At 62.8% G+C, this 25,309-nt stretch carries 27 protein-coding genes and 5 pseudogenes; 22 read left to right on the top strand and 10 right to left on the bottom strand.

What is annotated here, in order from left to right:
• Positions 1-27: 27 nt before the first annotated feature.
• The 10 genes and pseudogenes from G7009_RS12445 to G7009_RS12400 form a co-directional block, all read left to right on the top strand.
• Positions 28-498 carry an arsenate reductase ArsC gene (locus tag G7009_RS12445; RefSeq protein ID WP_181130373.1) on the top strand — a complete coding sequence of 157 codons (471 nt, stop codon included), beginning with the start codon at positions 28-30 and terminating at the stop codon, positions 496-498.
• Positions 499-507: 9 nt separating this feature from the next.
• Positions 508-1,209 (top strand): arsenical resistance protein ArsH, encoded by a 702-nt coding sequence (gene arsH / locus G7009_RS12440; RefSeq protein ID WP_181130372.1) that lies wholly within the window; start codon positions 508-510, stop codon positions 1,207-1,209.
• Between the two features lie 9 nt (positions 1,210-1,218).
• A pseudogene (gene parA / locus G7009_RS12435) lies at positions 1,219-1,746 on the top strand (ParA family partition ATPase); the annotation flags it as partial.
• Entirely contained in the window at positions 1,743-1,994 is a 252-nt protein-coding gene (locus G7009_RS12430) for a chromosome partitioning protein ParB (protein WP_181130371.1), read from the top strand. The pseudogene parA and the gene G7009_RS12430, both read left to right, overlap by 4 nt.
• A 59-nt stretch (positions 1,995-2,053) precedes the next feature.
• Positions 2,054-2,536, top strand: a complete 483-nt coding sequence (locus G7009_RS12425) for a DUF2840 domain-containing protein (protein WP_258197921.1) — start codon at positions 2,054-2,056, stop codon at positions 2,534-2,536.
• A gap of 45 nt (positions 2,537-2,581) precedes the next feature.
• A pseudogene (locus G7009_RS12420) lies at positions 2,582-3,100 on the top strand (S26 family signal peptidase).
• A 426-nt stretch (positions 3,101-3,526) separates the two neighbouring features.
• Positions 3,527-4,567 (top strand): annotated as a pseudogene (locus tag G7009_RS12415) (DUF3363 domain-containing protein).
• A gap of 81 nt (positions 4,568-4,648) precedes the next feature.
• On the top strand, positions 4,649-5,113 hold the full coding sequence (locus tag G7009_RS12410) for a MarR family winged helix-turn-helix transcriptional regulator (RefSeq protein WP_181130369.1): 465 nt from the start codon (positions 4,649-4,651) through the stop codon (positions 5,111-5,113).
• Positions 5,114-5,211: 98 nt separating this feature from the next.
• On the top strand, positions 5,212-7,395 hold the full coding sequence (locus tag G7009_RS28030; RefSeq protein WP_219856562.1) for an ATP-binding cassette domain-containing protein: 2,184 nt from the start codon (positions 5,212-5,214) through the stop codon (positions 7,393-7,395).
• 8 nt (positions 7,396-7,403) lie between these two features.
• A pseudogene (locus G7009_RS12400) lies at positions 7,404-7,535 on the top strand (LysR family transcriptional regulator); the annotation flags it as partial.
• A 48-nt stretch (positions 7,536-7,583) separates the two neighbouring features.
• Here the strand turns inward: G7009_RS12400 and G7009_RS12395 are convergent.
• Positions 7,584-7,706 (bottom strand): hypothetical protein, encoded by a 123-nt coding sequence (locus tag G7009_RS12395; protein ID WP_308813322.1) that lies wholly within the window; start codon positions 7,704-7,706, stop codon positions 7,584-7,586.
• Between the two features lie 38 nt (positions 7,707-7,744).
• Here G7009_RS12395 and G7009_RS12390 point away from each other — a divergent pair.
• From G7009_RS12390 to G7009_RS12370, 5 genes and pseudogenes are all read left to right on the top strand, one after another.
• Positions 7,745-7,939, top strand: a pseudogene (locus G7009_RS12390) (CopG family transcriptional regulator); the annotation flags it as partial.
• Between the two features lie 68 nt (positions 7,940-8,007).
• Positions 8,008-8,949 carry a P-type conjugative transfer ATPase TrbB gene (gene trbB, locus G7009_RS12385; protein WP_181130367.1) on the top strand — a complete coding sequence of 314 codons (942 nt, stop codon included), beginning with the start codon at positions 8,008-8,010 and terminating at the stop codon, positions 8,947-8,949.
• Between the two features lie 531 nt (positions 8,950-9,480).
• Positions 9,481-10,692 carry an enoyl-ACP reductase FabV gene (gene fabV / locus G7009_RS12380; RefSeq protein ID WP_181130366.1) on the top strand — a complete coding sequence of 404 codons (1,212 nt, stop codon included), beginning with the start codon at positions 9,481-9,483 and terminating at the stop codon, positions 10,690-10,692.
• A gap of 166 nt (positions 10,693-10,858) precedes the next feature.
• The gene (locus G7009_RS12375; RefSeq protein WP_181130365.1) at positions 10,859-11,545 is read left to right on the top strand and encodes an N-acetyltransferase; all 687 of its coding nucleotides are present in this window, start codon (positions 10,859-10,861) and stop codon (positions 11,543-11,545) included.
• Between the two features lie 86 nt (positions 11,546-11,631).
• Positions 11,632-12,552, top strand: coding sequence for an alpha/beta hydrolase family protein (locus tag G7009_RS12370; RefSeq protein WP_181130364.1), 921 nt, complete (start codon positions 11,632-11,634; stop codon positions 12,550-12,552).
• 47 nt (positions 12,553-12,599) lie between these two features.
• Here the strand turns inward: G7009_RS12370 and G7009_RS12365 are convergent, their stop codons facing one another.
• The 4 genes from G7009_RS12365 to G7009_RS12350 form a co-directional block, all read right to left on the bottom strand.
• The gene (locus G7009_RS12365; protein WP_181130363.1) at positions 12,600-12,941 is read right to left on the bottom strand and encodes a HopJ type III effector protein; all 342 of its coding nucleotides are present in this window, start codon (positions 12,939-12,941) and stop codon (positions 12,600-12,602) included.
• On the bottom strand, positions 12,938-13,231 hold the full coding sequence (locus tag G7009_RS12360; protein WP_181130362.1) for a DUF1244 domain-containing protein: 294 nt from the start codon (positions 13,229-13,231) through the stop codon (positions 12,938-12,940). Before G7009_RS12360 ends, G7009_RS12365 begins: the two co-directional genes overlap by 4 nt.
• A gap of 9 nt (positions 13,232-13,240) precedes the next feature.
• Complete coding sequence (gene folM / locus G7009_RS12355) at positions 13,241-13,933, bottom strand: dihydromonapterin reductase (RefSeq protein WP_181130361.1); 693 nt, start codon at positions 13,931-13,933, stop codon at positions 13,241-13,243.
• A 75-nt stretch (positions 13,934-14,008) separates the two neighbouring features.
• Positions 14,009-14,581: an antibiotic biosynthesis monooxygenase gene (locus G7009_RS12350; protein ID WP_181130360.1), complete on the bottom strand. Its 573-nt coding sequence runs from the start codon at positions 14,579-14,581 to the stop codon at positions 14,009-14,011.
• Between the two features lie 212 nt (positions 14,582-14,793).
• On the opposite strand from G7009_RS12350, the gene G7009_RS12345 reads away from it, so the two are divergent.
• A complete protein-coding gene (locus tag G7009_RS12345) occupies positions 14,794-15,729 on the top strand; it encodes a MerR family transcriptional regulator (RefSeq protein WP_181130359.1) in 936 nt (311 codons plus the stop codon).
• On the opposite strand, the gene G7009_RS12340 is transcribed toward G7009_RS12345, so the two are convergent.
• Entirely contained in the window at positions 15,714-16,331 is a 618-nt protein-coding gene (locus G7009_RS12340; protein ID WP_181130358.1) for a hypothetical protein, read from the bottom strand. The genes G7009_RS12345 and G7009_RS12340 overlap by 16 nt on opposite strands.
• Positions 16,332-16,404: 73 nt before the next feature.
• Positions 16,405-16,842 carry a PAS domain S-box protein gene (locus G7009_RS12335; protein ID WP_181130357.1) on the bottom strand — a complete coding sequence of 146 codons (438 nt, stop codon included), beginning with the start codon at positions 16,840-16,842 and terminating at the stop codon, positions 16,405-16,407.
• Between the two features lie 112 nt (positions 16,843-16,954).
• Between G7009_RS12335 and G7009_RS12330 the strand changes: the two genes are divergently transcribed.
• Both G7009_RS12330 and G7009_RS12325 read left to right on the top strand, forming a co-directional pair.
• A complete protein-coding gene (locus G7009_RS12330) occupies positions 16,955-17,410 on the top strand; it encodes a flavodoxin (protein ID WP_181130356.1) in 456 nt (151 codons plus the stop codon).
• 250 nt (positions 17,411-17,660) lie between these two features.
• On the top strand, positions 17,661-18,566 hold the full coding sequence (locus G7009_RS12325) for an alpha/beta fold hydrolase (RefSeq protein ID WP_181130355.1): 906 nt from the start codon (positions 17,661-17,663) through the stop codon (positions 18,564-18,566).
• Between the two features lie 300 nt (positions 18,567-18,866).
• Here G7009_RS12325 and G7009_RS12320 read toward each other — a convergent pair whose 3' ends face one another.
• Positions 18,867-19,649, bottom strand: a complete 783-nt coding sequence (locus tag G7009_RS12320; RefSeq protein ID WP_181130354.1) for an IclR family transcriptional regulator — start codon at positions 19,647-19,649, stop codon at positions 18,867-18,869.
• A gap of 182 nt (positions 19,650-19,831) precedes the next feature.
• Between G7009_RS12320 and hmgA the strand changes: the two genes are divergently transcribed.
• From hmgA to maiA, 3 genes are read left to right on the top strand one after another with little or no spacing between them, the layout of a single operon-like run.
• Complete coding sequence (gene hmgA, locus G7009_RS12315; protein ID WP_181130353.1) at positions 19,832-21,127, top strand: homogentisate 1,2-dioxygenase; 1,296 nt, start codon at positions 19,832-19,834, stop codon at positions 21,125-21,127.
• Between the two features lie 3 nt (positions 21,128-21,130).
• Positions 21,131-22,423 (top strand): fumarylacetoacetase, encoded by a 1,293-nt coding sequence (gene fahA, locus G7009_RS12310; RefSeq protein ID WP_181130352.1) that lies wholly within the window; start codon positions 21,131-21,133, stop codon positions 22,421-22,423.
• 12 nt (positions 22,424-22,435) lie between these two features.
• Complete coding sequence (maiA, locus tag G7009_RS12305) at positions 22,436-23,068, top strand: maleylacetoacetate isomerase (protein WP_181130351.1); 633 nt, start codon at positions 22,436-22,438, stop codon at positions 23,066-23,068.
• Here maiA and G7009_RS12300 read toward each other — a convergent pair.
• Entirely contained in the window at positions 23,062-23,868 is an 807-nt protein-coding gene (locus tag G7009_RS12300) for a SirB1 family protein (protein ID WP_181130350.1), read from the bottom strand. The genes maiA and G7009_RS12300 overlap by 7 nt on opposite strands.
• Before the next feature lie 121 nt (positions 23,869-23,989).
• On the opposite strand from G7009_RS12300, the gene G7009_RS12295 reads away from it, so the two are divergent.
• Positions 23,990-25,009, top strand: coding sequence for a Leu/Phe/Val dehydrogenase (locus G7009_RS12295; protein ID WP_181130349.1), 1,020 nt, complete (start codon positions 23,990-23,992; stop codon positions 25,007-25,009).
• 10 nt (positions 25,010-25,019) lie between these two features.
• Here G7009_RS12295 and G7009_RS12290 read toward each other — a convergent pair whose 3' ends face one another.
• Complete coding sequence (locus G7009_RS12290; RefSeq protein WP_181130348.1) at positions 25,020-25,286, bottom strand: YebG family protein; 267 nt, start codon at positions 25,284-25,286, stop codon at positions 25,020-25,022.
• Positions 25,287-25,309 lie beyond the last annotated feature (23 nt).

Below are 25,309 nucleotides of genomic sequence, written 5' to 3'. Positions count from 1 at the left end.
ACCCGTTATGAAATCGAGGAACGATCCGTGAAAGTCCTGTTCATGTGCACGGCCAACAGCTGCCGCAGCATTCTTTCCGAAGCCCTGTTCAACCATCTTGCTCCAGAGGGATTCGAAGCGGTGAGCTCCGGTAGCTTTCCAAAGGGCCAAGTGCTGCCGCGCAGCCTCATCACCCTGCGACAGGCCGGCATCTCCATCGAGGGCTTGAGTAGCAAGGGGAACGATGCTTTCGAGGATAGCCCGCCGGATATCGTCATCACCGTTTGCGACAAGGCAGCCGGTGAAACCTGTCCGGTGTATTTCGGACCCGCGCTGAAGGCTCACTGGAGCCTGGAAGATCCCTCCGATGCGGTAGGCGACGAGGCTTCGATAGATGCAGCGTTTCGAGCCACGCTGATGCATATCGAGAAGCGCTGCAAAGCATTCTTCGCTCTCCCCATCGACACCCTCGATCGTGAGCGACTCAAGCAGGAACTGGATCGCATCGGCGCCCTTTAAGGAGGATACATGTCAGAGCAATTGCCCAACCTAGACCTTTCCCTGGTCGATACTCCCCAGGTCGCGACGAGCACCAGCGACCACAAGCCGCGCATCCTGCTGCTTTACGGATCGACTCGCGAACGCTCTTTCAGCCGGCTACTGGTGGAGGAAGCCGCGCGTCTGCTGGAGCATTTCGGTGCAGAGACACGCATTTTCAATCCGTCCGGCTTGCCATTGCCTGATGATGCCCCTGTCGAGCATCCGAAGGTGCAGGAGCTGCGCGAGCTGGTGCAATGGTCGGAGGGGCAGGTCTGGTGCTCGCCCGAGCGCCACGGCGCGATGTCAGCCGTATTCAAGGCCCAGATCGACTGGATTCCCCTCACGCTCGGCGCGGTTCGCCCCTCCCAGGGCAAGACCTTGGCGGTAATGCAGGTCTGTGGAGGATCGCAGTCGTTCAATGTGGTCAACCAACTGCGCGTACTCGGCCGCTGGATGCGCATGTTCACCATCCCCAACCAGTCTTCGGTGCCCAAGGCCTATATGGAGTTCGATGAAGCCGGTCGTATGAAACCCTCGTCGTACTATGATCGGGTCGTCGACGTGATGGAGGAGCTGGTGAAATTTACCCTGCTGTTGCGCGATCGGACGGAATTCCTGGTGGATCGCTATTCTGAACGCAAGGAAAGCGCCGAACAGCTTTCGGCTCGTGTGAATCAGCGCTCGATTTAGTTCAGGGTGGCCGATCCGCAGGGTTCATCGCTGGACTGGACACAGCGCAGAAGTCAGCAAGGTCTGCCCAGGCTGTTCAGCGCCGTGGGCCTTGCACGCGAAACGCTGCACCAGGAGGCCCCAGAACTCGCCAGACGGGCCGATCACGTCATCATCGACGGGCCGCCTCGTATCGCCGCCTTGGCGCGCTCCGCGCTGCTGGCGGCCGAGCAGTGCTGATCCCGGTGCAGCCCAGTCCCTACGTCCTGTGGGCCAGCGCCGAGATGGTGGCGTTGATCCGCGAAGCGCAAGTGTTCCGACCTGCGCTGCGCGGCCTTCGTCATCAGCCGGCGCGTCAGCACCACCATCATCGGCCGGGAGGCGCGGCAGTCGCTTGCCGAACAGCCGCTGCCTGCGCTGCGTTCGGAAGTGCATCAGCGCATCGTCTTTGCCGATAGCGTGGCCGCCGGCCGGCTGGCACGCGAGACGGCGCCTGGCAGCGCCGCCGCGCGCGAGATCGGCGCACTCACCGACGAACTACTGCGGTGGCCGACATGACGAATACGCGCGGCAAACGCATCGGCATCGGCGCGCGTCCGCCGGCGAATCCGTACGCCGAGGCGTGGATTCGCCAGGGCGACGCCGATGCCTTGCAAAAGGGCGACCTCTACACCGCGCGCCTGACCCTCGACATCACGCCCGCCATGCGGGCGCGCATCAAGGTGTCTGCCTTCACGCGTGGCGTGACGGTAGCCGAACTACTGCGCGCACTGCTGGAACGCGAGTTTCCGGAGAATTCCCAATGAACGTGCAACCTTCGGCGGCCACAGCTGCCACAACCAACACAAGTCCGCCTTCGCTCGCGATGCTCGCCAGACGGGCCGGCACCGTACTGTTGACCCGCGTATCGCTCGCCTACGTCGAACGGCGCATCGACCTCTACCTGCGCTTCGGCGAACCGTCACGCATCGTCCGGCTTGACCAGTGGCGCCGTGTCGCAGTGTTCTTGTCGGGGGCCGTGTTTTGCCGCATCCGGGGGCAGGCCAATGACTACGGCACGACCCGTTGGGAACTCATGGTGATGCAGGCTTGCACGTCGTTGGATGCGGCGCAGCGCATCCCCGGCGTGCTGCCCGGTTCGCGGTTGCTGCTGCACGCCGAAGGCGAACCTGCCGTCCGTGCCGTGTTTGTCCAGCTCGACGCCATCGAGGCGCTGGGCATCGCGCCAGCCGACGTGTCGCCAGCGTACTGGCGCACGCTCGGCAACCGGCTCGCTGCGCGCTTGCCGCTACCCGAATACACCGCCGAGCGACATACGGCCTGGCTGGCCGGGAGGGCGTGGCCATGACGACGCTTTCCACATCCAGCATCGCACCGCATCCTCGCTGGCATCGTGCTGACGGGCTTTGCCGCTGCCGGCCTCGCTGCGCTGGCCTGGGCCACGTTCGTGTCGCCGCTGCCGCATCTGACCTACAACCCGTCTGACAGTGTGGCGGCCGGCTGGTATCGCATCGAACCGTTCAGCCATCGGGCCGCTTCGCTGCCACGTCCGTTGTCCGTGGGCAGTATCGTGCTTGTCCCACTGCCGACCGAAGCTGCCGCACTGGCTGCGCAGCGCGGCTACTGCCGACGCGCGTTCCACTGCTCAAGCGAGTGAGCGCCGTGTCACCGCAGGAGGTATGCATCGCTGGCGGTATCGTTTGCATCCGACGGCGTGCCTGCGGCCGCCGTGCTGCCGACCGACCGGCTGGGCTGCCCGCAGCCATCCTGGCAGCAGTGCCGCCGCCTTGAACCTGGCGAACTGTTGAGCGTGACCAACCCGGCGTCGTTCGACAGCCGGTATTTCGGACCGATTGCTGCATCCACCGTGATCGGTGTTGCACATCCGGTCTGGCTGGAGACACGTCCATGATGTCAGCCGATTCGCTGCACGTTCCCGTGCATCTCATCGTGCCACCGGGTATGTCGTTCCGCTGGTCGTCACCGTGTCGTCGCGCGTGCAGTGCGAGCGCATCCGCGCCGCACTTCGCGAAACATCCGGCGCCGCCTTCCCACGTGCAGGCGTCTTGCCTTGAACGTGCCCAGCCTGTGGTCGTGGCTGCGTTCGCCGGCGGGCTGGCTGCGGGCAGCGCAGCACCGCCGGGACGCCGAGGCCCGGAGCGAAAGCGAAGGGCAAAGGCGGAAGGCAAGACAAAAGGACGCGGCACCGGGCCGCGTCGAAAGCCTGTCTGCACATGGGGGTGGTGCGGCACGGCTCGGCTTCGCCGCCGTGCCACGTTCAGCGCGAGGCCCGCGCCAATGCAGGCATGTCCGCGTGCTTCGCACGCCAGGACACGCCATAGCTTGCAGGGAGGGCGGTCATGACGACGATTTCCCGGTGCGCCCCGGCGCCTCGAAGAACCGGGGCAAGGGCCAAGGCCAAAGCTTCATATCCAAGGTGCTCAACCAGGCGGGCAAGGTGGCGGCAAATCCTCTATGCGCCATTCTGCGGCCGGTGGTAGCGGCGCACGCGTCGGCCAGCGCCCCGGCTCCCGTCTGGGGCGCGGCCACACGGCGGCGCGCATCGCCGGGGCGAATCTCACGCCCATGTCGCGGCGCGTGACCATCAAGACGCTGCTGGTCAATCAGCGCAACGCCAGCCCGCAATCGCTCGCCAAGCACCTGCGCTACATCGAGCGCGACGGCACGGGCCGCGATGGCGAACCGGGCCAAGCCTGGACGCGATCCGCAGGAGGTTGCCGTGGCCCACGTCCACCGACTGGAAGCCCTGCGCCGGGCTGGCATCGTGGAGCGTGTGGCCGAGGGGCTATGGAAGGTGCCCGACGACCTGGCAGAACGCGGCCGCCAGTACGACGCGAAACGGCTGGGCGGCGTGGCGGTGGAACTGAAATCGCACCTTCCCATCGAGCGGCAGGCCCGCGTGATCGGGGCCACCTGGCTCGACCAACAACTGATCGGCGGCGGCCGGGGATTGGGCGACCTGGGCTTTGGTGGCGAAACGAAACAAGCCTTGCAGCAACGTGCCGACTTCCTGGCCGAACAAGGGCTGGCGGAACGGCGCGGGCAGCGCGTGATCCTCGCCCGGAATCTGCTGGGCACGCTGCGCAATCGGGAACTGACGCAGACCGCGAAGGACATTGCTGCTGCCACCGGCCTGGAGCATCGCCCCGTGGCGGGCGGGCAGCGCGTGGCCGGCATCTACCGGCGCTCCGTCATGCTCGCCAGCGGGCGCTACGCGATGCTGGATGACAGCACGGGATTCAGCCTGGTGCCGTGGCGGCCGGTGATTGAACAGCGGCTGGGGCGGCAGATCGCCGCGACGGTGCGCGGCGGTGGGGTGTCGTGGGAGATTGGACGGCAGCGCGGGGCATCCATATAATTTCCTTTTGGAAACCATATATGTAAAATTACTGCACATTCATATGAATCAAGTTGCAGTTGAGAAACTTGTAGGAATCCCATGATCACTGTTCAAGCCAACGAAGACCCCAGCGTTTTGGAGAACGCGCTCTCGCATCTCCAATGTATTCTTCTAGCGCGCCGCACCCGCTATACGCCCGAGGCGGTGAGCTGGGCTCAGTACGACATTCTTGAGCTTCTGCGCCTGCAAGGCCCCATGAGGCCCTCACTGCTGGGTGACAAGCTGGGTGCAGCTCGTACCGGCATCTCCAAGTCTTTGCGTGTGCTCAAGGATCTCAATCTGGTGGAGCAAATGCAGGGCGACGGGGATCGTCGCGAGCAGGTCACCACGCTGACGCGGCAAGGACGCGATTTCCTCGTGCGCGCCGCCACGAGCAGGCGTGACGCTGCACAGTGCGTCATGGCTGCACTGACGTCCGGTGAGCAGGCCATGTTCACGGAACTCTGCGAGAAGGTCAGCACTGCATTGACCTCCCATGCCGCCGAACAGGGGACGCGCGCATGAGCCCCGTACACACCCCGTACCAGGACATGGAGATCATCGGTGCGCGCAACAACAACCTGCGCAACGTCACCCTGAAGGTTCCCAAGCACTGCATCACAGTGTTCACCGGCGTGTCCGGTTCAGGAAAGTCCTCATTGGTGTTTGACACGATCGCGGCCGAATCCCAGCGTCAGCTCAACGAAAGCCATAGTGCCTTCGTGCGGCACCGTCTGCCGCATTACGGCCAACCGCAGGCCGATGCCTTGCGCAGCTTGCCAGCGTCCATCGTGGTTGATCAGAAACCGCTGGGCGGCAATGCGCGCTCGACAGTGGGGACGGCCACTGACATACAGCCTTTGCTGCGGCTACTGTTCTCGCGCCTGGGCGAGCCATTCGTGGGCTACTCCAATGTGTTCTCGTTCAATCACCCACAGGGGATGTGCCCGACCTGCCAGGGGCTGGGCATGGTCGACGAGCTTGACCTCGATCTCCTGTTCGACCGCAACAAGTCCCTGAACCAAGGAGCGATCCGGTTTCCCACGTTTGCCCGCGGCACATTCCGCTGGAAGCGCTACGCTTGCTCAGGCTTGTTTGATTGCGACAAACCGCTCGCCGACTACACCTCGGACGAATGGCAGACCTTGCTGTATGCCGACGATCTTGCCGTGAGCAATCCGCTGCCCGGATGGCCGTCATCGGCGCGGTTTCAGGGCGTCGTTCCGCGCTTTCGTCGAGCCTATCTGGATCATGAGCCCAGTCGCCTGACCCAGGCAGAACGTGAAGGGCTCGCTCATGTCATCACTCGCCAACGGTGCCCGGCTTGTGGTGGAGCCCGCCTCAATCCGACCATCCTTTCCTGCAAGATCAATGGCAAATCCATCGCGGACTGCGCCAGTCTGGAGATTTCCGACCTGCTGGTCTTCATTCGGACGGTAGCTTCGGAAGCCATTGCTACGGTGCTGACAGCCATTGTCGAAAGACTGGAGCAGATGCGCGCTATCGGCCTGGACTACCTCAGTCTGGGCCGTGAAACCGCGAGCCTGTCGGGCGGTGAGTCCCAGCGCGTGAAGATGGTTCGCCATCTTGGCAGCAGTCTGGCCGACATCGCCTACATCTTCGATGAACCCAGCGTCGGGTTGCATCCACGCGATGTCCACCAACTCAACACGTTGCTGCGCGGCCTGCGCGACAAGGGCAATACCGTCTTGGTGGTGGAGCACGATCCAGATGTCATCGCCATTGCCGATCATGTGGTGGACATGGGGCCGGGCGCCGGGAAGGATGGCGGCTATGTGGTGTACCAAGGCGATTACGCAGGCTTGCGGAAGGCCGATACTCTGACGGGGCGTTACCTGCAACGGGCCGCACCGATGAAACGCGAGCCGCGCTCTGCTACGGGACAGATCGCCTTGCAACACCTTTCGCTGTACAACCTGCAGGATGTCAGCGTATCCATACCTACCGGTGTTCTGACCGTAGTGACGGGTGTCGCTGGCTCTGGCAAAAGCACGCTCGTCAACCGCCTACTGCTCCGCCATTGCCCCGATGTCATCTTGATCGACCAGAAAGGTTTGGGAGGAACGCGGCGCTCGTCGGTCGCAAGCTATATCGGTGTGCTTGACGAGATTCGTTCAGGCTTCGCGAAAGCCAGCGGCCAGCCCGCCAGCCTGTTCAGCAGTAACGCCCAGGGGGCTTGTCCAGCCTGCAAGGGGCTGGGCCTGGTCCAGACCGACTTGGCTTTCATGGACAGCGTGGAAACGCCCTGTGATGCCTGCAGTGCCACAGGATTCAACGAGGCGGCACGCGCGATCACCTGGATGGGCTGCAATATTGCCCAGGTTCTCGCCTTCTCTGTGGAACAGGCGCTGCGGCATTTTCAATCCTGCCAAGACATCGTTGAGCCATTGCACCGGCTCTCCAATGTCGGATTGGGCTATCTGTCGTTGGGACAGCGGCTAAACACCCTGTCAGGCGGCGAGCGCCAGCGTTTGAAACTGGCATCCCGATTGGCCGAAGAAGGCAGCTTGTATGTTTTTGACGAGCCGACGTCCGGCCTGCATATGTCCGATGTCGATCGGCTGCTTGGCATTCTTGATGGCCTCACGCAGCGTGGTGCCACCGTCATCGTGGTCGAACACAACCTGGATGTCATGGCCCATGCCGACTGGTTGATCGAGATGGGGCCGGGGGCAGGCAAGAAAGGCGGGAAAGTCATCTTCGAGGGTTTACCCACGGCAATGATCAGCGCCCCGGAGTCTGTAACGGGGCCGTTCCTTCGGCGCCATTTTTCCGCCCTTCCGTGAGGTGAAGCATGGAACTTCGGCATCTGCGTTGCTTCCTTGCCGTCGCTGAAGAGCTCCGCTTTACCCGCACCGCCGAGCGGCTGCACATCGAGCAATCACCGATCTCGCGCACTATCAAGGAACTGGAAGAAGACCTCGGCGAGCAATTGGAAGACAGCGTGGCCTTGGTATCTGACAACAAGTGCGGATCAGTTGAATCGCTCCACCAAAAAATCCACAAAGCTGCGCAGCTTGGGCGAGCGATAGCGATCTGGCAGATAGACCACGCTCATCGGGCGGGCGGGAAGCTCATGGGATGGGAACAATTGCACGAGGCCGCCTGCCCGAACGTCGGCTTCCAGCAGGATCGCTGGTTCCCGAGGCGCATCAGGACGCGGCCCGTGCCCAGGGCAAGGCGCGTTTCGAACAGTTCATCGAACAGCTCGGCAGACACCTGCTGCGCGGCCGTAGTCTGGTGCGCGATGTGGTGGAAGAACTGTACTCCGACCCGGTGCGGATGGACGATGCGGCGGCGCTGGCCGAAGCGCGGGACCGTGCCTCATGAGCGCCGTTCCGCAGACCCCGCCCGAACCACGCTCGTCGGCCCCCACCTCACAGGATCGCCGCATCTAGATGCTGCGCATGGCAATGGGGCCGCTGATCGCCGCCGCACTCGAAGACCCGGACGTGGTGGAAATCATGCTCAACCCCGAACGCACCCTGTGGGTGGATCGGCTGTCGTCGGGCCGCGCGCCGCTGGGTGTGGAACTTCCCGAGGCCGACGGCGAGCGCATCATTCGGCTTGTTGCCGCACACGTTGGTGCAGAGGTGCATCGCGGCCAGCCACTGCTGACCGCCGAGTTACCGGAAACGGGCGAACGCTTCGAGGGCATCTTGCCGCCGGCCGCACCGGGGCCAGCTTTCGCGCTGCGCAAACGCGCCGTGAACATCATCGGCCTGGATCAGTATGTCGCCGACGGCATTCTAACTACCGGCCAGGCGGACTTCTTGCGCCGCGCCGTGCGCGAACGGCAGAACGTGTTGATAGCGGGCGGCACCAGTACCGGCAAGACCACGCTTGCCAATGCGCTGCTGGCCGAGATCGCCGCCACGGGTGATCGCGTGCTCGTGCTCGAAGACACCATCGAGTTGCAATGCGCGGCCCGCGACCATGTGCCGCTGCGCACGCGCGCGGGCGTGGTGTCGATGCAGGAACTGGTGCGAGCCACGATGCGCCTGCGCCCCGACCGCGTGATCGTCGGCGAGGTGCGCGGCGGCGAGGCGCTGGATCTCATCAAGGTGTGGGGCACCGGCCACCCCGGCGGCATCGCTACGATTCACGCGGGTTCCGCCTTGGGGGCGCTGCTGCGCCTGGAGCAACTGATCCTTGAAGTGGCGATGAACCCACCGCGTGCGTTGATCGCCGAGGCCATCAATGTCGTCATCCACATCGCCGGGCGTGGCCGCAAGCGCCACGTCGAAAGCATCGCCCGCGTCGTCGGTTTCGACGGCACGGGCTACCAACTGGCAGATGCGCTGGAAACGCCGTTTCCCGAGCTGACAAGCAGGCAATAGTCCTCGATGCAGTGCGCCCCGGCTGTCTTTCACGACGCTCTTGTGTGGCTCCTAGCTCACAACGGCGCAGCACCGCAAAGTGGCGCGAAGTTGAGCTAACCCCGCACTCGCTATAAGTTTCTGGCTTTTCGATAATTTCGACAGATGACTTGATGCCGGCCATTTTTTATGACCGCAGCTTCGTGCTATGGCGGCTGTGTGTGGGCAGGCTTCGGCCTGGCCGGGTTCCAAGTTCCCGGTATTCCTACCCCATGCACGGCTGCCACCCAATCCCGCAGGAAGGATCTTGGCAGCTCCAACAGACTTGGAGCCTTGTGCCTGTCCATCCCGTTCGTGACCAGAATCCCTGCATTCGCCCGCCGTCACAGGCCCCATCTCCCGCCACCCCGCCCAACGCCGTTTTGCAACCCGCCCATCACCCCTTAATATGTGTCGGATGAGTTCCGAGGGTAGTCTCACCCTCTGATCAAACGGAATCGACGGCCCCTGTGGCGCGGCTCCACAGCATAAACACCTGATGAGGTACTGACCTTGGCCATCATTCATCCTAAAGTCCGCGGTTTCATCTGCACCACGACCCATCCGAAGGGCTGCGAGCTCAATGTCCGTGACCAGATCGAAGCCACCCGCAAACTGGGCGTGCGCGAGGATGGGCCGAAGAAGGTTCTGGTGATCGGTGCTTCCAGCGGCTACGGCCTGGCAGCGCGTATCACCGCGGCATTCGGCTTCAAGGCCGATACCCTGGGCGTGTTCTTCGAAAAGCCGGGCACCGAGACCAAAGCCGGTACCGCCGGCTGGTACAACTCCGCCGCTTTCGACAAGTTCGCCAAAGCCGAAGGCCTGTACAGCAAGTCGATCAATGGCGATGCCTTCTCTGACGAAGCGCGCGCCAAGGTGATCGAGCTGATCAAGAACGAAATGGGCGGCAAGGTCGACCTGGTCGTCTACTCCCTGGCCTCGCCTGTGCGCAAGCTGCCACAGACCGGCGAGGTGGTGCGTTCGGCGCTCAAGCCGATCGGCGAAACCTACAAGTCGACCGCCATCGACACCAACAAGGACGCCATCATCGAGGCGTCCATCGAGCCGGCTTCCGAGCAGGAAATCGCCGACACCGTGACTGTCATGGGTGGCCAGGACTGGCAGCTGTGGATCGACGCCCTGCGGACCGCCGACGTGCTGGCGGACAAGGCACGGACCGTGGCCTTCAGCTACATCGGCACCGAGATCACCTGGCCGATCTACTGGCATGGCGCCCTGGGCAAGGCCAAGCAGGATCTGGACGAGACGGCTCTGCGTCTCGACGAGAAGCTCGGCAAGGAGATCCAGGGCGGCGCCAACGTGGCGGTACTCAAGTCGGTAGTGACGCAGGCCAGCTCGGCCATTCCGGTCATGCCTCTGTACCTGTCCATGGTCTTCAAGGTGATGAAGGAAAAGGGCATCCAGGAAGGCACCGGCGAGCAACTCAATCGCATGTTCCGTGACCGTCTGTATCGCGAGGACGGTCAGCCGGGCGAGGTCGACGAGAAAGGCCGCCTGCGTCTGGACGACTGGGAGCTGCGTGACGATGTGCAGGATGCCTGCAAGGCGCTATGGCCGACCGTAACCACGCAGAACCTGTTCGAACTGACCGACTACGCGGGTTACAAGCGTGAATTCCTCAACCTGTTCGGCTTCGAGCGCAGCGACGTCGACTATGACCAGGATGTCGCCACCCTTGTACAGTTCGACTGCGTCGAGCTGTAAGTAAGTCTTTGATCGCACACCGGTTCTTTGCCGGTGTGCGGTGCTTATCGGACTTCTTAAACATTTAGAAACAAAATTTTAGCTGGCGTTTTGCTATGATTTTTTTGCGCTGAACTATACCGCTCCTATTGGCCAGGCAATGTCGCCATGGCTTGGGGGAGGCAGCATGAGCGCAGTGCAAAAAATAAAAGATCGAATCAGAAAAAAAGGGCTCAAGCGGACCCTGAAGACACTTGTCGAACGCTACGTGTTCTTCCATTGGGAGCTCCTGTGGATGGAACGCGATCTAGTGACCCCGATAGGGCCTAACGGCCTCAAGGACCATCCTCCCGTACGCCAGGTGAACATCACTATCGAGAACGCCGACGCCTTTGCGCGGTATTTTGGCGATCGTGTGGAAACCATGCGTGAACTGGCCGCCGAAGGTCATACCGGGCACATGTACCTGGACGAGGCAGGCGATGCCATCGCCTTCATCTGGGCAAGTACCCGCGACTACCATGACCGCCATTACTACGGTTGTACCTTTCCGGTGAAGCCTGGAGAATTCTTCGAGTTCGGTGGCGAGATGATTCCGCGTTTCTTCGGCAGTCGACTGTCGGCGTCCGCGCAGGTTTCGTTGTGGGAAACCATGCATGCCAAGGGCTGCAACAAGGTCGTGGATGTCGTCGAGACCCATAATATTCCAGCGATGAAACTGCATGTGCGCATGGGCTATCACGAGCAGGGGCGGGTCATGCATGTCTATGGCCTGTTCGGTCGGTGGCGATTCTTCCGCGAGACTCGCTACGAGGGTTCGCGTCTGGCAAACCTGCGCAAGCCCGTAGTGCGCAGAGCCGTGGCAGCGACCTGATCCATCCGTAGATGCTGGCGAATCTGCCGAAATGACAGCAGGACAGTTTCACCTATGACAGTATGGCGTTCTCGCAGGAGTGCGCCATGACTCGCCTCATTATCCCTGGTACCCCCGTTCGGCACATGGCTGCCGACGGATTCAGCCTTGGCGGTTTCCTGTGGCGGCACGGCAAACCCGATACTTGCCGCGCCTTGGTGATCATCAACGCAGCCACCTCGGTGCGCTGTCGCTACTACTCTCGTTTCGCCGATTACCTGTTCGCCCAAGGCTGCGATGTGTTGACCTACGACTATCGTGGCATAGGCGAGTCTCGTCCCGCTACTTTGCGTGGCTTCAAGGCATCCTGGAGCGACTGGGGACGATTGGATTTCGAAGCGATGCTGAAATACGCGGCGCAGGCGTTTCCGGGACAACCGATCGATGTGGTCGGACACAGCTTCGGCGGCTGCGCGGTTGGTCTCGCAGCGTCCGCGGGCCAGGTTCGGCGTCTGGTGCTGGTCGGCGCACAATACGCCTACTGGCGTGATTACGCGGTAGGACAGCGGTGGCGACTGTTCGGCAAATGGCATGTCCTGATGCCTCTGCTTACCCGTTGCCTAGGCTATTTCCCTGGCAAGCGCCTGGGATGGCTGGAGGATACGCCGGCCGGGGTAGCCCTGGACTGGAGCCATCGCACGCCTCGCTACGAGCAGCGCCCCAGTGCCCGGGCGATGCGCTCACTGCATTTCGGTGATGTAGGGGGATCGATCCTGGCCGTCAGCATCACCGACGATCCTTTCGGTACCGTGGCGGCGACGGAGCGGCTGCTGGGGTATTTCGACAACGCGCAACGCCTGCACCTGCGCTTGGCGCCCGAGGATGTAGGGGTTGAGGAGATCGGTCACTTTGCCTTCTTTCATGACCGCTTTCGCGAGCGCCTGTGGCCGATAGCGCTGCGCTGGTTGTTTCAGGGAGAGCTGGCCCCCGACACGCCAGGACGACCTGTGTCACCTTATGCGGAATGAGGCGTGTGCAAGGTCCGGGGCTGCGCTGCAGCCCCGGTCGTGCGGGCTCAGCCCAATCGTTGCAGAGGCGGCTCAGCGAATTTCACGCCTGCCAGGCCATGAATCATGAGCGCGCGGATATTGGCATGGTCGCTCCCCTCAGGGGTCGCCAGTACGCTGCGGTAATGCTCGCCGAAGGCCAGCAGGGCCTCGCGGTCCTCCAGTCCTTCGAGCAAGGCCAGACCCAGGGTCTTGCAGGAACCCTCGTTCTGGCCGGCGGCGTTGGCGACGCCGCCATTGTCGAACGGCTGGGGCTGGTAGCTGTAATGCGCGGTGATGAATGCCAGGGTGTCGGCGAAGGCATGCTCGCCACTGGCGAGGCTGGCGCGCAGGGTGTTGAGATCGGTCACTGGGGCTTTCCTTTTTCGAACGCCGCTTGCTGCTCGGCGCTGGCTTCTTTCTGGTATTGGGCTTTCCACTCGGCATAAGGCATGCCGTACACCACTTCACGGGCGTCATCCAGGCTCAGCTCGACCTGGCGTTCGTCGGCGGCCGCCTTGTACCACTTCGACAGGCAATTGCGACAGAAACCCGAGAGGTTCATCAGGTCGATGTTCTGTACATCGGTACGGTTACGCAGGTGTTCGACCAGGCGACGAAAAGCGGCGGCCTCGAGTTCGAGCTGTTGTTGAGCAGTCATGGCGATTCCTCAGGCGATACGGTTCTTCAGGTGGCGGCCACCGTTGATGACCACGTGGCTGCCGGTGCTGTACTGGCTCTCGAGCAGGAACATCACCGCGTCGATCAGCGGCCGGGCGCCCGGCTCGAACTCCAGCAAGGCCTTCTTGAGGGCGTGCTCGCGGTAAGCGTCGTCGCCATCTTCCTTGAAGATCAGCAGACCGGGCAGGATACCGTTGACGCGCACCGTTGGCGCATACTTTTCGGCGAACGAGAGCACCATGTTCTGCAAGGCGGCCTTGGTCGCGGCATAGCCGATGTGGCTCTTGCTGCCGCGTGAAGCGGTCTCGTCGCAGATGTGGATGATGTCGGCCTTCTCGACCCTGCCGAGCATGTCGCCCAAGGCCAGGTTGAGATGGTAGGGCGCCTCGACATGCAAGCGGAACATCGTCTCGAGGTTGTCCAGGCTGTCATCGAGCCAGACCGAAGCATTGTGGATGATCGCTCGCAGGCCGTCATGCCGCTGGCGCAGATGCTCGATCAGGGCGAGGCGGTCGGCCTCCAGGCACAGGTCGGCCCGGAACTGGATGATATTGGGGTGAACCACGTCGGCTCGCAGGCTGCGACTGGCGGTGACCACCGTATGGCCGGCCTGCGCAAGTTCAAGTGCCAGTGCCAGCCCGACACGCTGGCTGGCTCCGGTTACAAGGATTGGGCTATTCATATTGGGGCGGTCAACTTGTCTGTCATTCTTATCGATGCCCCAGCATACCCGAACTGCAGTGCTGCGCGCGCGGGCTCAACGGCTGCGCAGGCTCTGCGCGGCGTGCCCATCTACGACAGGCCGGGCGTTGAGCCAGGGAGCCAGCAGGCGGGTCGACAACGGGATGAACAGGTACACCATGACCGGTGTCAGGCCCAGGGTGCTGAGCAACACGCGCGGCACCAGGTCAAGCATGCCGAGCCAGTGGCCGAAGAGCAGGTTGAACAGCAGCGAGACCGGAAAGAACGCCAGCCAGATCGCCACCGCCTGCTTCCAGCGTGGCGGCCGAGGTGCCTGCGAGGTGCCGAACCAGCCGTCCAGGCCGCTGACACGCTGTTCCTGCGGGCGCTCGAACAAGCCGTTGCCGCGGTGCAGCCAGGCACGGCGAGAGGCCGAATGCTCCCAGGCATGCAGGGTATGCTCGTTGGTAAAGCGGAAGATGATCTGGAACTCGTCGCCTTCGGCGGGCGGGGCGAGAATGCCGGAGCCCAGGTATCCGGGAAAGTCGGTAGCCAAGTGCTCGCCTTCGTGCAGCCAGGCCAGCAGATCCTGATAGCGGCCGTGCGCTGCGCGGCGCGACACCATCAACGTGACGGGTGGGGTAGACATCGTGTATCTCCTGGCAATGGGGCCGGCGGGTAGCCTGCCCCTGGCGCATCGCCCGGGGTGATGGGCGATGCCTGCGTGCTTGCAAGAATCGGGCGCGGATTATTGCCGAAATTCATTGGCGCGTCTGTGCCGATCGGCGAATGGTCGCGATGACCCATGGAGAGATACCAGCGTAGAATGCAGGTTTCACCCACCACTGCGATGTTGCCGCCATGAACGAGCAGGTCCCCGCGTCGCTGATCTGCAGCGAGTTCAGCGAGCTGTTTCCGATCCGTGAAGTCTCTCGCCTGACGGGCGTCAATCCGGTCACCCTGCGTGCCTGGGAGCGACGTCATGGGCTAATTCAACCTACGCGCACCGAAAGCGGACACCGTTTGTACTCGCTGCGCGATATCGACACTGTCCGCACCATACTCGGCTGGCTTGAGCGTGGCGTTGCCGTCAGTAAGGTAGGGTCCATCCTGGCGCGCAGTGAAGCGCTCACAGCCCGCCTTGGCGCGTCCGCGACTGCGGATGACAAGGCACACTGGCAGGTCGCCGTGCGCCGTGCCGTGCATGGTTTCGACAGCACGCGGCTGGATCAGCTGTACGGCCAGGTCTTCGCGAACTACCCGCTGGCCGAAGTGTTCGGGGCGGTTTTCATGCCGGTGTGGCAAGCGTTGCGCGAAGGTCCGAACGTCTTCGGCCAGTCCAGCGAGTGGCTGTTCCTCGATCATTTCCTGCGCGCGCGCGTGTTGCAGAGACTGCAGCTCAACCAGGGACGTCAGGAGCACCGTGTGCTGGTCGCGCCCTTGCCAGGCCCTGGCCATGAACTGGAACTGCTGGTGGCCGGACTGACGCTCGGGGGGGACGACATCGCGGTTACCGTACTGGCGCCCGGTCAGCCCTTCGAGGAGCTTGCCCTGGTCTGTGAGCGCCTGCATCCCGCTGCCTTGGTGCTGTTCTCGAACCAGCAGCAGGGGCCGACGCTGGTCAAACGCCTGAAACGCCTGGGACTGGGTCTGCAATGCCCACTATTGCTGGCCGGAGAGGCTTCGGAGCTGGCGCGGGCGAGTCTGGAGGGTACGCCGGTGGCCTGTCTGGGTACGGTAGGTTCCGCGATGCGCCCCCGCCTGAACCAATTCCTGGCCGGTCACCTGGATACGTGAGCGTGCAGTTCCGGGTGGGCCTGACGGTGGGCCTGGAGAATGTATTCGCGCAGGCGATCGGTTTCCTCGGGAAGGCTCTGGCTAAGATCATACGCGGCGAGATGCCCGTTGATGCGACGACGTAAAGTGCCGTGCAAGCCGATCGGCTCGGTGCCACCTGGGGAGAAGTACAGGTCGAAGCGGGTCGGGGGCTGTGGCAACTCACGAATTTCCACCAGCGCGCCCTTGAACGAGATGTCCCGAACCCATAGCCCGCTACCTGCGCCCTGCGCACTCAGCAGCGCCGCTGGCGTATCCAGCGTGAGTCGCCAGGGCCGCAACATAGGGCCATCTTCATAGATATCGGGTGAGCCGAGGTGCAGGTGCACAGCGTGAAACTCGTCTTCGACCAGTTGCAAGGGAAAGCTGATCTGCTGGTTTTTGAATTGCGCTTGCAAGGTCACCTGCTCATTGGCGACCAGGCGGGTGAGCAGATCCTTCAACTCGCGCTCGCCATTGACCAGCAGGCTCGACATCGGATCGGTCTTGTTCAACTGTGGGACATATTGCATGTCCTGTATGAAATCCAACTCGTCCTGCGTCAGGAGGGCATCTGCTTGCATGATCGAACTCGAAGGTCGGCAATCGGTAGGAACGATTTCTCCAAGGCCATGGACCTTGAACAAAGCGCTTGGTTCAGCCGTGGCGGTCGTTTTCCAGCGAGGATAGTCGAGCACGGGTCTCGGCCAGCTCTCGTTCCAGTTCGACCTGGCGAGTGACATCTTTCTGGATACCGATGTAGTAAGTGCGCTGATCGGCGTCATTGAATACCGGGGTGATGGACAGCTCGTTCCAGAAAACGCTGCCGTCCTTGCGATAGTTGCGCAGGACTTCACGGCATGGCTTGCCTTCGGCGATTGCCTTGCGCACCCGTAAGCGCGCGAGTTGATCGCGGTCGTCACCCTGCAGGAAGCGACAGTCCTGATAGAGGATGTCGTTGGCATCATGCCCGGTCAGGCGTTCGAATGCCGAATTCACATAGATAAGGATGTTGTCGTCACCCTCTTGTTCGGCGACCACGATGCCATCGTTCGACGCGTCGATGACAGCTTGCAGCAATTGGGCGTTGATCATGTCCGGGCTACGATGAGAGTAGGATCAGAGTACGGGAAAGCGCGATGCGGCCTTTTGCTACTTCCGGATGCTAGTATCCTACGTTTTCAGTCAGTTTCGGAATCCTCTCCCGATGAATGTCGCCATTATTTCCGGTTCGGTCTACGGCACCGCCGAAGAAGTTGCCCGCCATGCCGAATCCCTGCTCAAAACCGCCGGTTTCAACGCCTGGCATGCCGCCCGCGCTACCCTTCAGGACCTCGAGGGATTTGCCCCGGATGCGTTCCTGGCGGTGACCTCGACCACCGGCATGGGCGAACTGCCGGACAACCTCATGCCGCTGTACAGCGGGATTCGCGACGTGTTGCCCGCCCAGTGGCGTGGCCTGCCGGGGGCGGTCATCGGGCTGGGCGATTCCAGCTACGGCGACACTTACTGCGGCGGTGGCGAACAGCTTCGAGAGCTGTTCGGCGAACTGGGCATCCGTGAGGTGCAACCGATGTTGCGCCTGGACGCCAGCGAGACCGTCACCCCCGAGAGCGATGCCGAGCCCTGGCTGGAAGCCTTCGCGACCCAGCTCAAAGGTTGACCCGCGTCCGGGGTTGGCGCCCGCGGCGCTGGCTCGCGGGCAGAGCGCTGCGCCGCTACCGGGCACATGGCCATGACCGTTCGTGCCACTGTCCTGCTAAGTCATCAAGCTGGCTGCCAAGGCGACTCCCCTCGCCATCGGTGCTGTCTAGACTGTGTCCCATAGCAGAGCACACGTAAGTGCCGAGGTGACATGCAATGACCGCAGCCTTGCCCTATACCCTTCACACAACACCACCGAGATCAGTCTGATGCCTTTGGCCGAAATCCCATTGTGCGTCTGGCGAACTCGGGGGCAGAGTTTTTCCTTCCGAGGCCAGAGCATCCGTTTCTGGACAGCAGGACAGGGTGAGCCGCTGCTGTTGCTCCACGGTTTTCCCACCGCCAGTTGGGACTGGCATTACCTGTGGGGGCCGCTCGCTCAACACTATCGCGTGATCGCTTGCGACATGCTCGGGTTCGGCGACTCCGCCAAGCCCCTGAACCACGACTACAGCCTGCTGGAGCAGGCTGACCTGCAACAGGCGCTGCTCGCTCATCTGAACATCGCGCAGCCAGTGCACATGCTGGCGCACGACTACGGTGGCAGCGTGGCCCAGGAGCTGCTGGCAAGGCATCACGAGGGGCGTGCGGAAGTTGCCAGCTGCGTGTTCCTCAACAGTGGGTTGTTTCCGGAGACCAACCAGCCGTTGCTGATCCAGAAGCTGTTGCTCAGCCCCTTGGGCTGGCTGGTCGGTCGCACCTTCGGGCGTGACGATCTGGTACGCAACGTCTCCCAGATCTACGGCCCCTGTACCCATCCGAGCGAAAGCGCCCTTGATGACTACTGGAGCCTGATGGTCTCGAACCGGGGCACGCGTATCCTGCACAAGCTGATCACCTATCTGCCGGAGCGGCGTGTGCATCGCGAACGCTGGGTGGGGGCATTGCAACGCGAAGGTGTGCCGTTGCGCTTCATCAATGGCGTGGTCGATCCGATTTCCGGCGCGCGCATGGTCGAGCGTTATCGGCAGATAGTTCCGGATCCCGACACTGTGCAGTTACCCGGTATCGGACATTACCCGCACACCGAGGCGCCTGTGCAGGTTCTGCGGCACTACCTGGCATTTCGCGAGCAGCCGATGGCCTGTGTGCCGCAACGAGTCGCCTGGCGTTGATTGGGAACGTGAGGTCGGTATGCTCCTGGCAACTGTCACACTGATGCAGAACCATAAAAAAGGCCGCTGCACAGGCAGCGGCCAACTGAGACGTCAGATCAAGGAGCTTCAAAATCAACGTCGATACACCTCGCAAGCCCGCAGGGCAGGGGGAGTGCCCTCGTGCAGTGCCAGTGGAAAGATAATAAGTTTTTGATCGCGCTGGAAAAACAGCACCTTCTGACATTCACCTTTACGATTTGGGCAAGAGTGATGGCGCGCCACTCGATCCATCAGTCTCGTCGTGCGACTTTCAGTCGCTCAACGATCTGCCGCGTAGCCCATCCGCCAACTGATCGCTTGCGTGGCCGCCAACAGACGCTTGGCCGCCGGACCGTGCTCGTCGGCCTGGAACATCGAGGTCGGCCCCACTACCGTCATCACCGCGGCCACCTGCCCCAAGGCGTTGAACACTGGCGCCGATAGCGCGTCGACCCCTGGCATCAACAGTCCATGTACATGGTGCAGGCCGCGCTCGCGAATCCCGGCCAGCAGAGGCGCGTAGTCCTCGATCTGGCTGTTCAGCTCGGCAAGCTCGCGGTCACGCAGTTCCGCGGTCTCCCGATCCGGCAGGTAAGCGGCGAACACCAGGCCCGTGGACGAGCTGAGCAACGGCAGGACGGAGCCGATCTGGGTCACCACAGTCACCGCGCGCACCGCCGGCTCGATGCTTACCACGGTGGCACCCTGGTTACCCCACACGGCGATGAAGCAGCTTTCGTTCAGCTCGTCGCGCAAGTCCGACAGCGGTACCGCGCCTACCTTCAATACATCGATGCTGCCCAGCGCTGCCAGCCCCACACGCAATGCTTCACGGCCCAGACCGTAGTGGTTGGTGGCCGGATCCTGTTCGGCGAAGCCGCTCGCGATCAGCGCCTGGAGGTAGCGATGCACCTTGCTCGCTGGCATGTCGACATGTTCGGCCAGACGTGACAGCGAGGTGGAAGGGGAGAGCTCGGCAAGGGCCCTGAGGATGTCGGTTCCGACTTCCGCCGAGCGGACCTTCTGCTTGCCGTTTTCGACAGGGGAACTGGCTTTGGCCATGGGACAACATCCGGAAATACAGGGGCGTCTTTATAGCTTGACGCAGATCGGCAATCAAATTACGTTTAACGTAATCGGATTACGATAAAAACAATGCAGGTGCGCTGATGAGATCCGGACTCCTTTTCCGGATGCATCGGCACCGTCTGCCAGCATGGCTCGCGTCGAGCCCGGAGGCGTATATGAACCCCGAGACAATCCCCGAGTACATGAGTGGATTCGGTAACGAATTCGCCAGCGAAGCACTGCCCGGTGCCTTGCCGGTTGGTCAGAATTCCCCGCAGAAAGCGCCTTACGGCCTGTACGCCGAACTGCTCTCCGGGACCGCCTTCACCGTACCGCGCAGCGAACTGCGTCGGACCTGGCTCTACCGTATCCGCCCCTCGGCATTGCATCCGCGTTTCGAACGCCTCGCGCGCCAGCCGCTGGCCGGCCCGCTTGGCGCTGTCACGCCCAACCGCCTGCGCTGGAGCCCACAGCCGATACCGCAAGAACCCACCGATTTCATCGATGGCTGGGTCCCGATGGCCGCCAACTCACCAGCGCCGACGCCGGTGGGTGTGAGCGTGCATATCTATCGTGCCAACCGCTCCATGGAACGGGTGTTCTTCAACGCCGACGGCGAGCTGCTGTTGGTACCGGAACAGGGTCGCCTGCGAATCGTGACCGAGCTCGGCGTGCTCGAGGTCGAGCCATTGGAAATCGTCGTGCTGCCCCGCGGCATGAGGTTCCGTGTCGAGCTGCTCGACGGCGAGGCCCGTGGCTATATCGCCGAAAACCATGGCGCGCCCTTGCGCCTGCCCGATCTCGGGCCGATCGGCAGCAATGGCCTGGCCAACCCTCGGGACTTCCTGGTGCCGGTCGCCCGCTATGAAGAGGTCAGCGGCCCGGTCCCGCTGGTACAGAAGTACCTGGGCGAGTTCTGGGGCTGCGAGCTGCAGCACTCCCCGCTGGACGTCGTCGCCTGGCATGGCAGCAATGTGCCCTACAAGTACGACCTGCGTCGTTTCAACACCCTCGGCACGGTCAGTTTCGATCATCCCGATCCATCGATCTTCACGGTACTGACCTCGCCCGGCAGCGTGCACGGGATGGCCAACATGGACTTCGTGATCTTCCCGCCGCGCTGGATGGTGGCCGAGAACACGTTCCGGCCGCCATGGTTCCACCGCAACCTGATGAACGAATTCATGGGGCTGATCCAGGGCGCCTACGACGCCAAGGCCGAAGGCTTCCTGCCGGGTGGCGCTTCGCTGCATGGCTGCATGAGCGCCCACGGGCCGGATGCCGAGACCTGCACCAGGGCGATCGCGGCAGACCTGGTACCACACAAGATCGACAACACCATGGCCTTCATGTTCGAGACCTGTCAGGTCCTGCAACCAAGCCACGTTGCGCTGGAATGCCCGCAGTTGCAGCCCGACTACGACCGTTGCTGGGCCACCTTGCCCAGTACCTTCACCCCGAATCGGAGATAACCCATGAACCAGACCGCCATTGCCCGCAGTTGGGTCGAACACGCCAACGGGCATAACGATTTTCCGCTGCAGAACCTGCCGCTGGGCATCTTCAGTCGCCCAGGCGAAGCGCAGCGCTGCGGCGTGGCCATCGGCGACGCCGTCCTCGATCTTGAAGCGTTACTGGTCGCCGATGTCTTCGAAGGAGCGGCCAAGGTCGCTGCCGAGGCCACCCGAGGAGGCGCTCTGAACGGCTTCTTCGCCTTGGCCCCCGAGACTCGCCGTGCCCTGCGCGAATGCCTGCAGGCATTGCTCGGCGAGCATGGCGAGCACCGCTCGACCGTCGAAGCCGCGCTGTACCCGGCCAGCGAATGCCAGCTGCACATGCCCGCGCGCGTGGGCGACTACACCGATTTCTACGTCGGTATCGAGCATGCCAAGAACGTCGGCAAGCTTTTCCGCCCCGACAATCCCCTGCTGCCCAACTACAAGTACGTGCCAATCGGCTACCACGGCAGGGCATCGACCCTGCGCCCGTCCGGCACCGAGGTGCGCCGCCCCAAGGGCCAGACCCTGCCGGCAGGCCAGACGGAGCCGAGCTTCGGCCCGTGCGCGCGGCTCGATTACGAGTTGGAGCTGGGTATCTGGATCGGACAAGGCAATGCCCTGGGCGAGGCCATACCTCTCGCGCGGGCCAGTGAGCACGTGGCGGGTTTCTGCCTGCTCAACGACTGGTCGGCACGGGATATCCAGGCGTGGGAATACCAGCCATTGGGGCCGTTCCTGTCCAAGAGCTTCATTACCAGCGTATCGCCCTGGGTCGTGATGTCCGAGGCCCTGGAGCCTTTCCGTTGCGCCCAGCCGGGCCGTCCGGAGGGCGATCCTCGGCCGCTGCCTTACCTGACGGACGCTGTAGACCAGGCGCGCGGGGCTTTCGACATCGAACTGGAAGTATTGCTGGTCACCCCTCGCATGCGCGAACAGGGCCTGGCGGCCCATCGCCTGACCCTGAGCAATACCCGCAGCATGTACTGGACCGTGGCGCAGATGGTCGCTCACCACAGTGTCAATGGCTGCCAGTTGCAACCGGGTGACCTGTTCGGTTCCGGCACCCTGTCCGGCGCGCAACCCGGCGCGTTCGGCAGTCTTCTGGAAATCACCGAGGGAGGCAAACAGCCGATCGAGCTGGCCAGTGGCGAGGTTCGGACTTTCCTCGAGGACGGTGACGAGATCATCCTGCGCGCCCGTTGCACGCGCGAGGGTGTGGCCAGCATCGGGTTCGGCGAATGCCGTGGCACGGTCATCGCGGCCAATTGAGAGGGTAGGGCGATGGAGCTCTTCGGCTATTTTCGTTCGACCTCGTCCTACCGGGTGCGCATCGCCTTGGCATTGAAGGGGCTGGATTGCCAGGCCCTGCCAGTCAACCTGCTCAAGGGCGAGCAGCGACAGGCCGGGTACCTGGCCATCAATCCCCAGGGACGGGTGCCTGCCTTGCGCCTCGATGATGGGCAACTGCTCCTGCAGTCGCCGGCCATCATCGAGTATCTCGAGGAAGTCTGCCCACGGCCGCCGCTATTGCCCGCCGTCGCCGAGTCGCGGGCCAAGGTTCGCGCCGTGGCGGCATTGATCGCCTGTGATATCCATCCGTTGCACAACGTCAGCGTGCTCAACCAGTTGCGCCTGCTGGGGCATGACGAAGTGCAGGTGAACCAGTGGATAGCTCATTGGATCAGCCAGGGCCTGGCGGCAGTCGAGCACCTGATCGGTGACGACGGTTTCTGTTTCGGGACCGAGCCGGGGCTCGCGGACGTCTACCTTGTCCCGCAACTGTATGCCGCCGAGCGCTTTGCGGTCGATCTGGAGGGCTATCCACGGATTCGCCGCGTCGGTGCCCTGGCAGCAGTGCACCCGGCCTTCATGCAGGCTCATCCTGCCCGCCAGGCCGATGCGCTGCCTCAGTGAATCGAGCGGGTGGTGCTCGGTAGCTTGCCCAGGCGTTCGCTCAAGCGGTGGCGCTGGATCGGATCGTCGGTCAGCAGCAGCGCATGCTCCAGGTCGAAGCGCTCGGCCTGAGGGCAATCCAGGCGTTGGTAGAGCGTGGCCCGCGCCAGATAGTCGCTGACCACCACCGGTCCGAGCTGCATCACCCGCTCGGCGTCCACCAAGGCGGCCAGGTCATTGTCATTGCTCGAATGCAGCTGGCGCAGATTGCGCGACAGCCGCTGCAGCATCTGCCGGGGAGTCGCCACCTGCAGGTGCTCCGCGGTCAAGGGCAGTTGCGGACCGAACTGACGCCCCAGCAGGTCGCGACAATCACGCGGATACAGGCGCCTGCCGCCACAAGGGTCGAGCAGATGATCGGCGCCCGGGACCCGCAACAGGAAATGACCCGGAAAATTCACGCCTTCCAATGGGATCGACAGACGCTGGGCCAGCTCCAGGGCGAGTATGGCCAAGGCCAGAGGCTGACCGCGTCGACGCTGCAGAACCTTGTCCAGCAGGGCGGCCTGCGCGCGCAGTGGATGGTACTCGTCCTGCTGGAAACCCAAGGCATTGAGCTGACGCAAGAGAGGTTGTGCCAGTTCATTGACCGGCAGCATCGGCAAGTGCGTGCTGACCTGTCGCTGTATGTCCTGGAGCTGTGCCAGGCAAGCGGCAGGATCGACGCTGCGATCATGTTCGATGGCGATCCAGAGGGCTGCTTCCAGCAGGGCAACAGGCGTGCGATCCAGGCAGGCCAGACAGGTTTGGCGTGGGTTCATGGGCATCTCCGCTCAAGCTTAACTATTAGTCCTCGCAAGGCCTTTCGTCCAGTGGTCTGCCAGCCGCGTGCCGCTCGACGAGCTGCCTATACTGGTAACAGCACTTCAACGGGGAGCCCGTATGTTCGCGCTCATGCAAAGCACCCGCACCCAGTCCCTGTACCTGTGCGTCGATCCGCCCACAGGACTCAAGGCTGTGGTTGCGATTCATAGCGAGCAACTCGGCCCTGCCATCGGCGGCTGCCGCTACCTGCCTTACGCGGACGATGAAAGTGCCATGGCCGATGCCATCCATCTGGCCCAAGGCATGAGCTACAAGGCTGCCCTGGCCGGATTGCCCGTAGGCGGCGGCAAGGCCGTGATCATCCGTAATCCCCATGTGGAAAACAGGGCGGCGCTGTTCGAAGCGTTCGGGCGCTTCGTGGATACCCTGCAAGGACGTTTCATCACCGCCCTCGACAGCGGTACCTCGACACTGGACATGGACTGCATTGCCCAGGTGACCCCGCATGTCACCAGTACCACGGCTTCGGGTGATCCCTCTCCGCATGCGGCCATGGGCGTTTTCGCCGGCATTCGCGCCACCTCGATGGCCAGGCTGGGCAGCGATAATCTCGAAGGCCTGCGCGTCGCCATCCAGGGGCTTGGCAACGTTGGCTATGCATTGGCCGAACAGCTTCACGCCGCGGGCGCGGAGTTGCTGGTCAGTGATCACGACCCTGGCCGACTGCGCCTGGCCATGGAGCAGTTCAACGCGCACCCGGTCGCCAACGAGGCACTGGTAAGCACCCCATGCGATATCTTCGCGCCTTGTGGCGTCGGCCCGGCGATCACCGGGCAAAGCGTTCAGCAACTGCGCTGTGCGGCAGTGGCCGGTTCAGCGAACAACCAGCTGACCTCGTTGCAGGTCGCCGACCAGCTGGAGAAGCGCGGCATTCTCTATGCGCCGGATTACGTGATCAATGCCGGAGGGCTGATCTACGTGACGCTGACCTATCAGGGCGCGGAGGCGGGGACCATCACCTCGCACCTGGCGCGAATCCCGACTCGGCTCACTGAAGTGTTCGCCCACGCCCAGGCGGAAAAGCGTTCGCCCGCGCGGGTGGCACAGATGCTGGCGGAGCGTTTGCTGTACGGGTGAATCACTCCGGTCAATCGTCTGCCGCCGCCCCTTCGAGCAATTCCGACAGGGCGTCGGGCTGACTCTTGAACGCGCGGGCGAAGACATCGCGATTGCGCGCCATGTAGATCCCGGCTTCTTCCAGCTGGCTTTCGTTCAGCGAAGGGACTGCCTTGTGCAGTACTTCGGCCAAACGCTCGGCCAATTCGAGCATCTTGTCGTGACGGTCTGCTTCGGCTTTATCCATGAACAAGCGCTCCGGATCGCGGCTGCTGCGGTATACCACTTCGACGGCCATTCATCACCTCTGTGCCTTTTGCT

Source organism: Pseudomonas capeferrum, from assembly GCF_013523055.1.
Classification (GTDB): domain Bacteria; phylum Pseudomonadota; class Gammaproteobacteria; order Pseudomonadales; family Pseudomonadaceae; genus Aquipseudomonas; species Aquipseudomonas capeferrum_A.
The sequence above is the reverse complement of the archived record's forward strand: the minus strand, read 5'-3'. Positions and strand labels throughout refer to the sequence as shown.

Bases quoted from the DNA above. Each gene is read 5' to 3' on its own strand.
- G7009_RS12370 (WP_181130364.1), top strand. From the start codon at position 11,632: ATGACTCGCCTCATTATCCCTGGTACCCCCGTTCGGCACATGGCTGCC.
- trbB (WP_181130367.1), top strand. From the start codon at position 8,008: ATGCTGCGCATGGCAATGGGGCCGCTGATCGCCGCCGCACTCGAAGAC.
- G7009_RS12345 (WP_181130359.1), top strand. From the start codon at position 14,794: ATGAACGAGCAGGTCCCCGCGTCGCTGATCTGCAGCGAGTTCAGCGAG.
- G7009_RS12335 (WP_181130357.1), bottom strand. From the start codon at position 16,842: ATGATCAACGCCCAATTGCTGCAAGCTGTCATCGACGCGTCGAACGAT.
- G7009_RS12300 (WP_181130350.1), bottom strand. From the start codon at position 23,868: ATGAACCCACGCCAAACCTGTCTGGCCTGCCTGGATCGCACGCCTGTT.
- G7009_RS12375 (WP_181130365.1), top strand. From the start codon at position 10,859: ATGAGCGCAGTGCAAAAAATAAAAGATCGAATCAGAAAAAAAGGGCTC.
- G7009_RS12430 (WP_181130371.1), top strand. From the start codon at position 1,743: ATGACGAATACGCGCGGCAAACGCATCGGCATCGGCGCGCGTCCGCCG.
- G7009_RS12320 (WP_181130354.1), bottom strand. From the start codon at position 19,649: ATGGCCAAAGCCAGTTCCCCTGTCGAAAACGGCAAGCAGAAGGTCCGC.
- folM (WP_181130361.1), bottom strand. From the start codon at position 13,933: ATGAATAGCCCAATCCTTGTAACCGGAGCCAGCCAGCGTGTCGGGCTG.
- G7009_RS12410 (WP_181130369.1), top strand. From the start codon at position 4,649: ATGATCACTGTTCAAGCCAACGAAGACCCCAGCGTTTTGGAGAACGCG.
- fahA (WP_181130352.1), top strand. From the start codon at position 21,131: ATGAACCAGACCGCCATTGCCCGCAGTTGGGTCGAACACGCCAACGGG.
- hmgA (WP_181130353.1), top strand. From the start codon at position 19,832: ATGAACCCCGAGACAATCCCCGAGTACATGAGTGGATTCGGTAACGAA.
- G7009_RS12350 (WP_181130360.1), bottom strand. From the start codon at position 14,581: ATGTCTACCCCACCCGTCACGTTGATGGTGTCGCGCCGCGCAGCGCAC.
- G7009_RS12340 (WP_181130358.1), bottom strand. From the start codon at position 16,331: ATGCAAGCAGATGCCCTCCTGACGCAGGACGAGTTGGATTTCATACAG.
- G7009_RS12360 (WP_181130362.1), bottom strand. From the start codon at position 13,231: ATGACTGCTCAACAACAGCTCGAACTCGAGGCCGCCGCTTTTCGTCGC.
- maiA (WP_181130351.1), top strand. From the start codon at position 22,436: ATGGAGCTCTTCGGCTATTTTCGTTCGACCTCGTCCTACCGGGTGCGC.
- G7009_RS12330 (WP_181130356.1), top strand. From the start codon at position 16,955: ATGAATGTCGCCATTATTTCCGGTTCGGTCTACGGCACCGCCGAAGAA.
- arsH (WP_181130372.1), top strand. From the start codon at position 508: ATGTCAGAGCAATTGCCCAACCTAGACCTTTCCCTGGTCGATACTCCC.
- G7009_RS12425 (WP_258197921.1), top strand. From the start codon at position 2,054: ATGCTCGCCAGACGGGCCGGCACCGTACTGTTGACCCGCGTATCGCTC.
- G7009_RS12290 (WP_181130348.1), bottom strand. From the start codon at position 25,286: ATGGCCGTCGAAGTGGTATACCGCAGCAGCCGCGATCCGGAGCGCTTG.
- G7009_RS12295 (WP_181130349.1), top strand. From the start codon at position 23,990: ATGTTCGCGCTCATGCAAAGCACCCGCACCCAGTCCCTGTACCTGTGC.
- G7009_RS12325 (WP_181130355.1), top strand. From the start codon at position 17,661: ATGCCTTTGGCCGAAATCCCATTGTGCGTCTGGCGAACTCGGGGGCAG.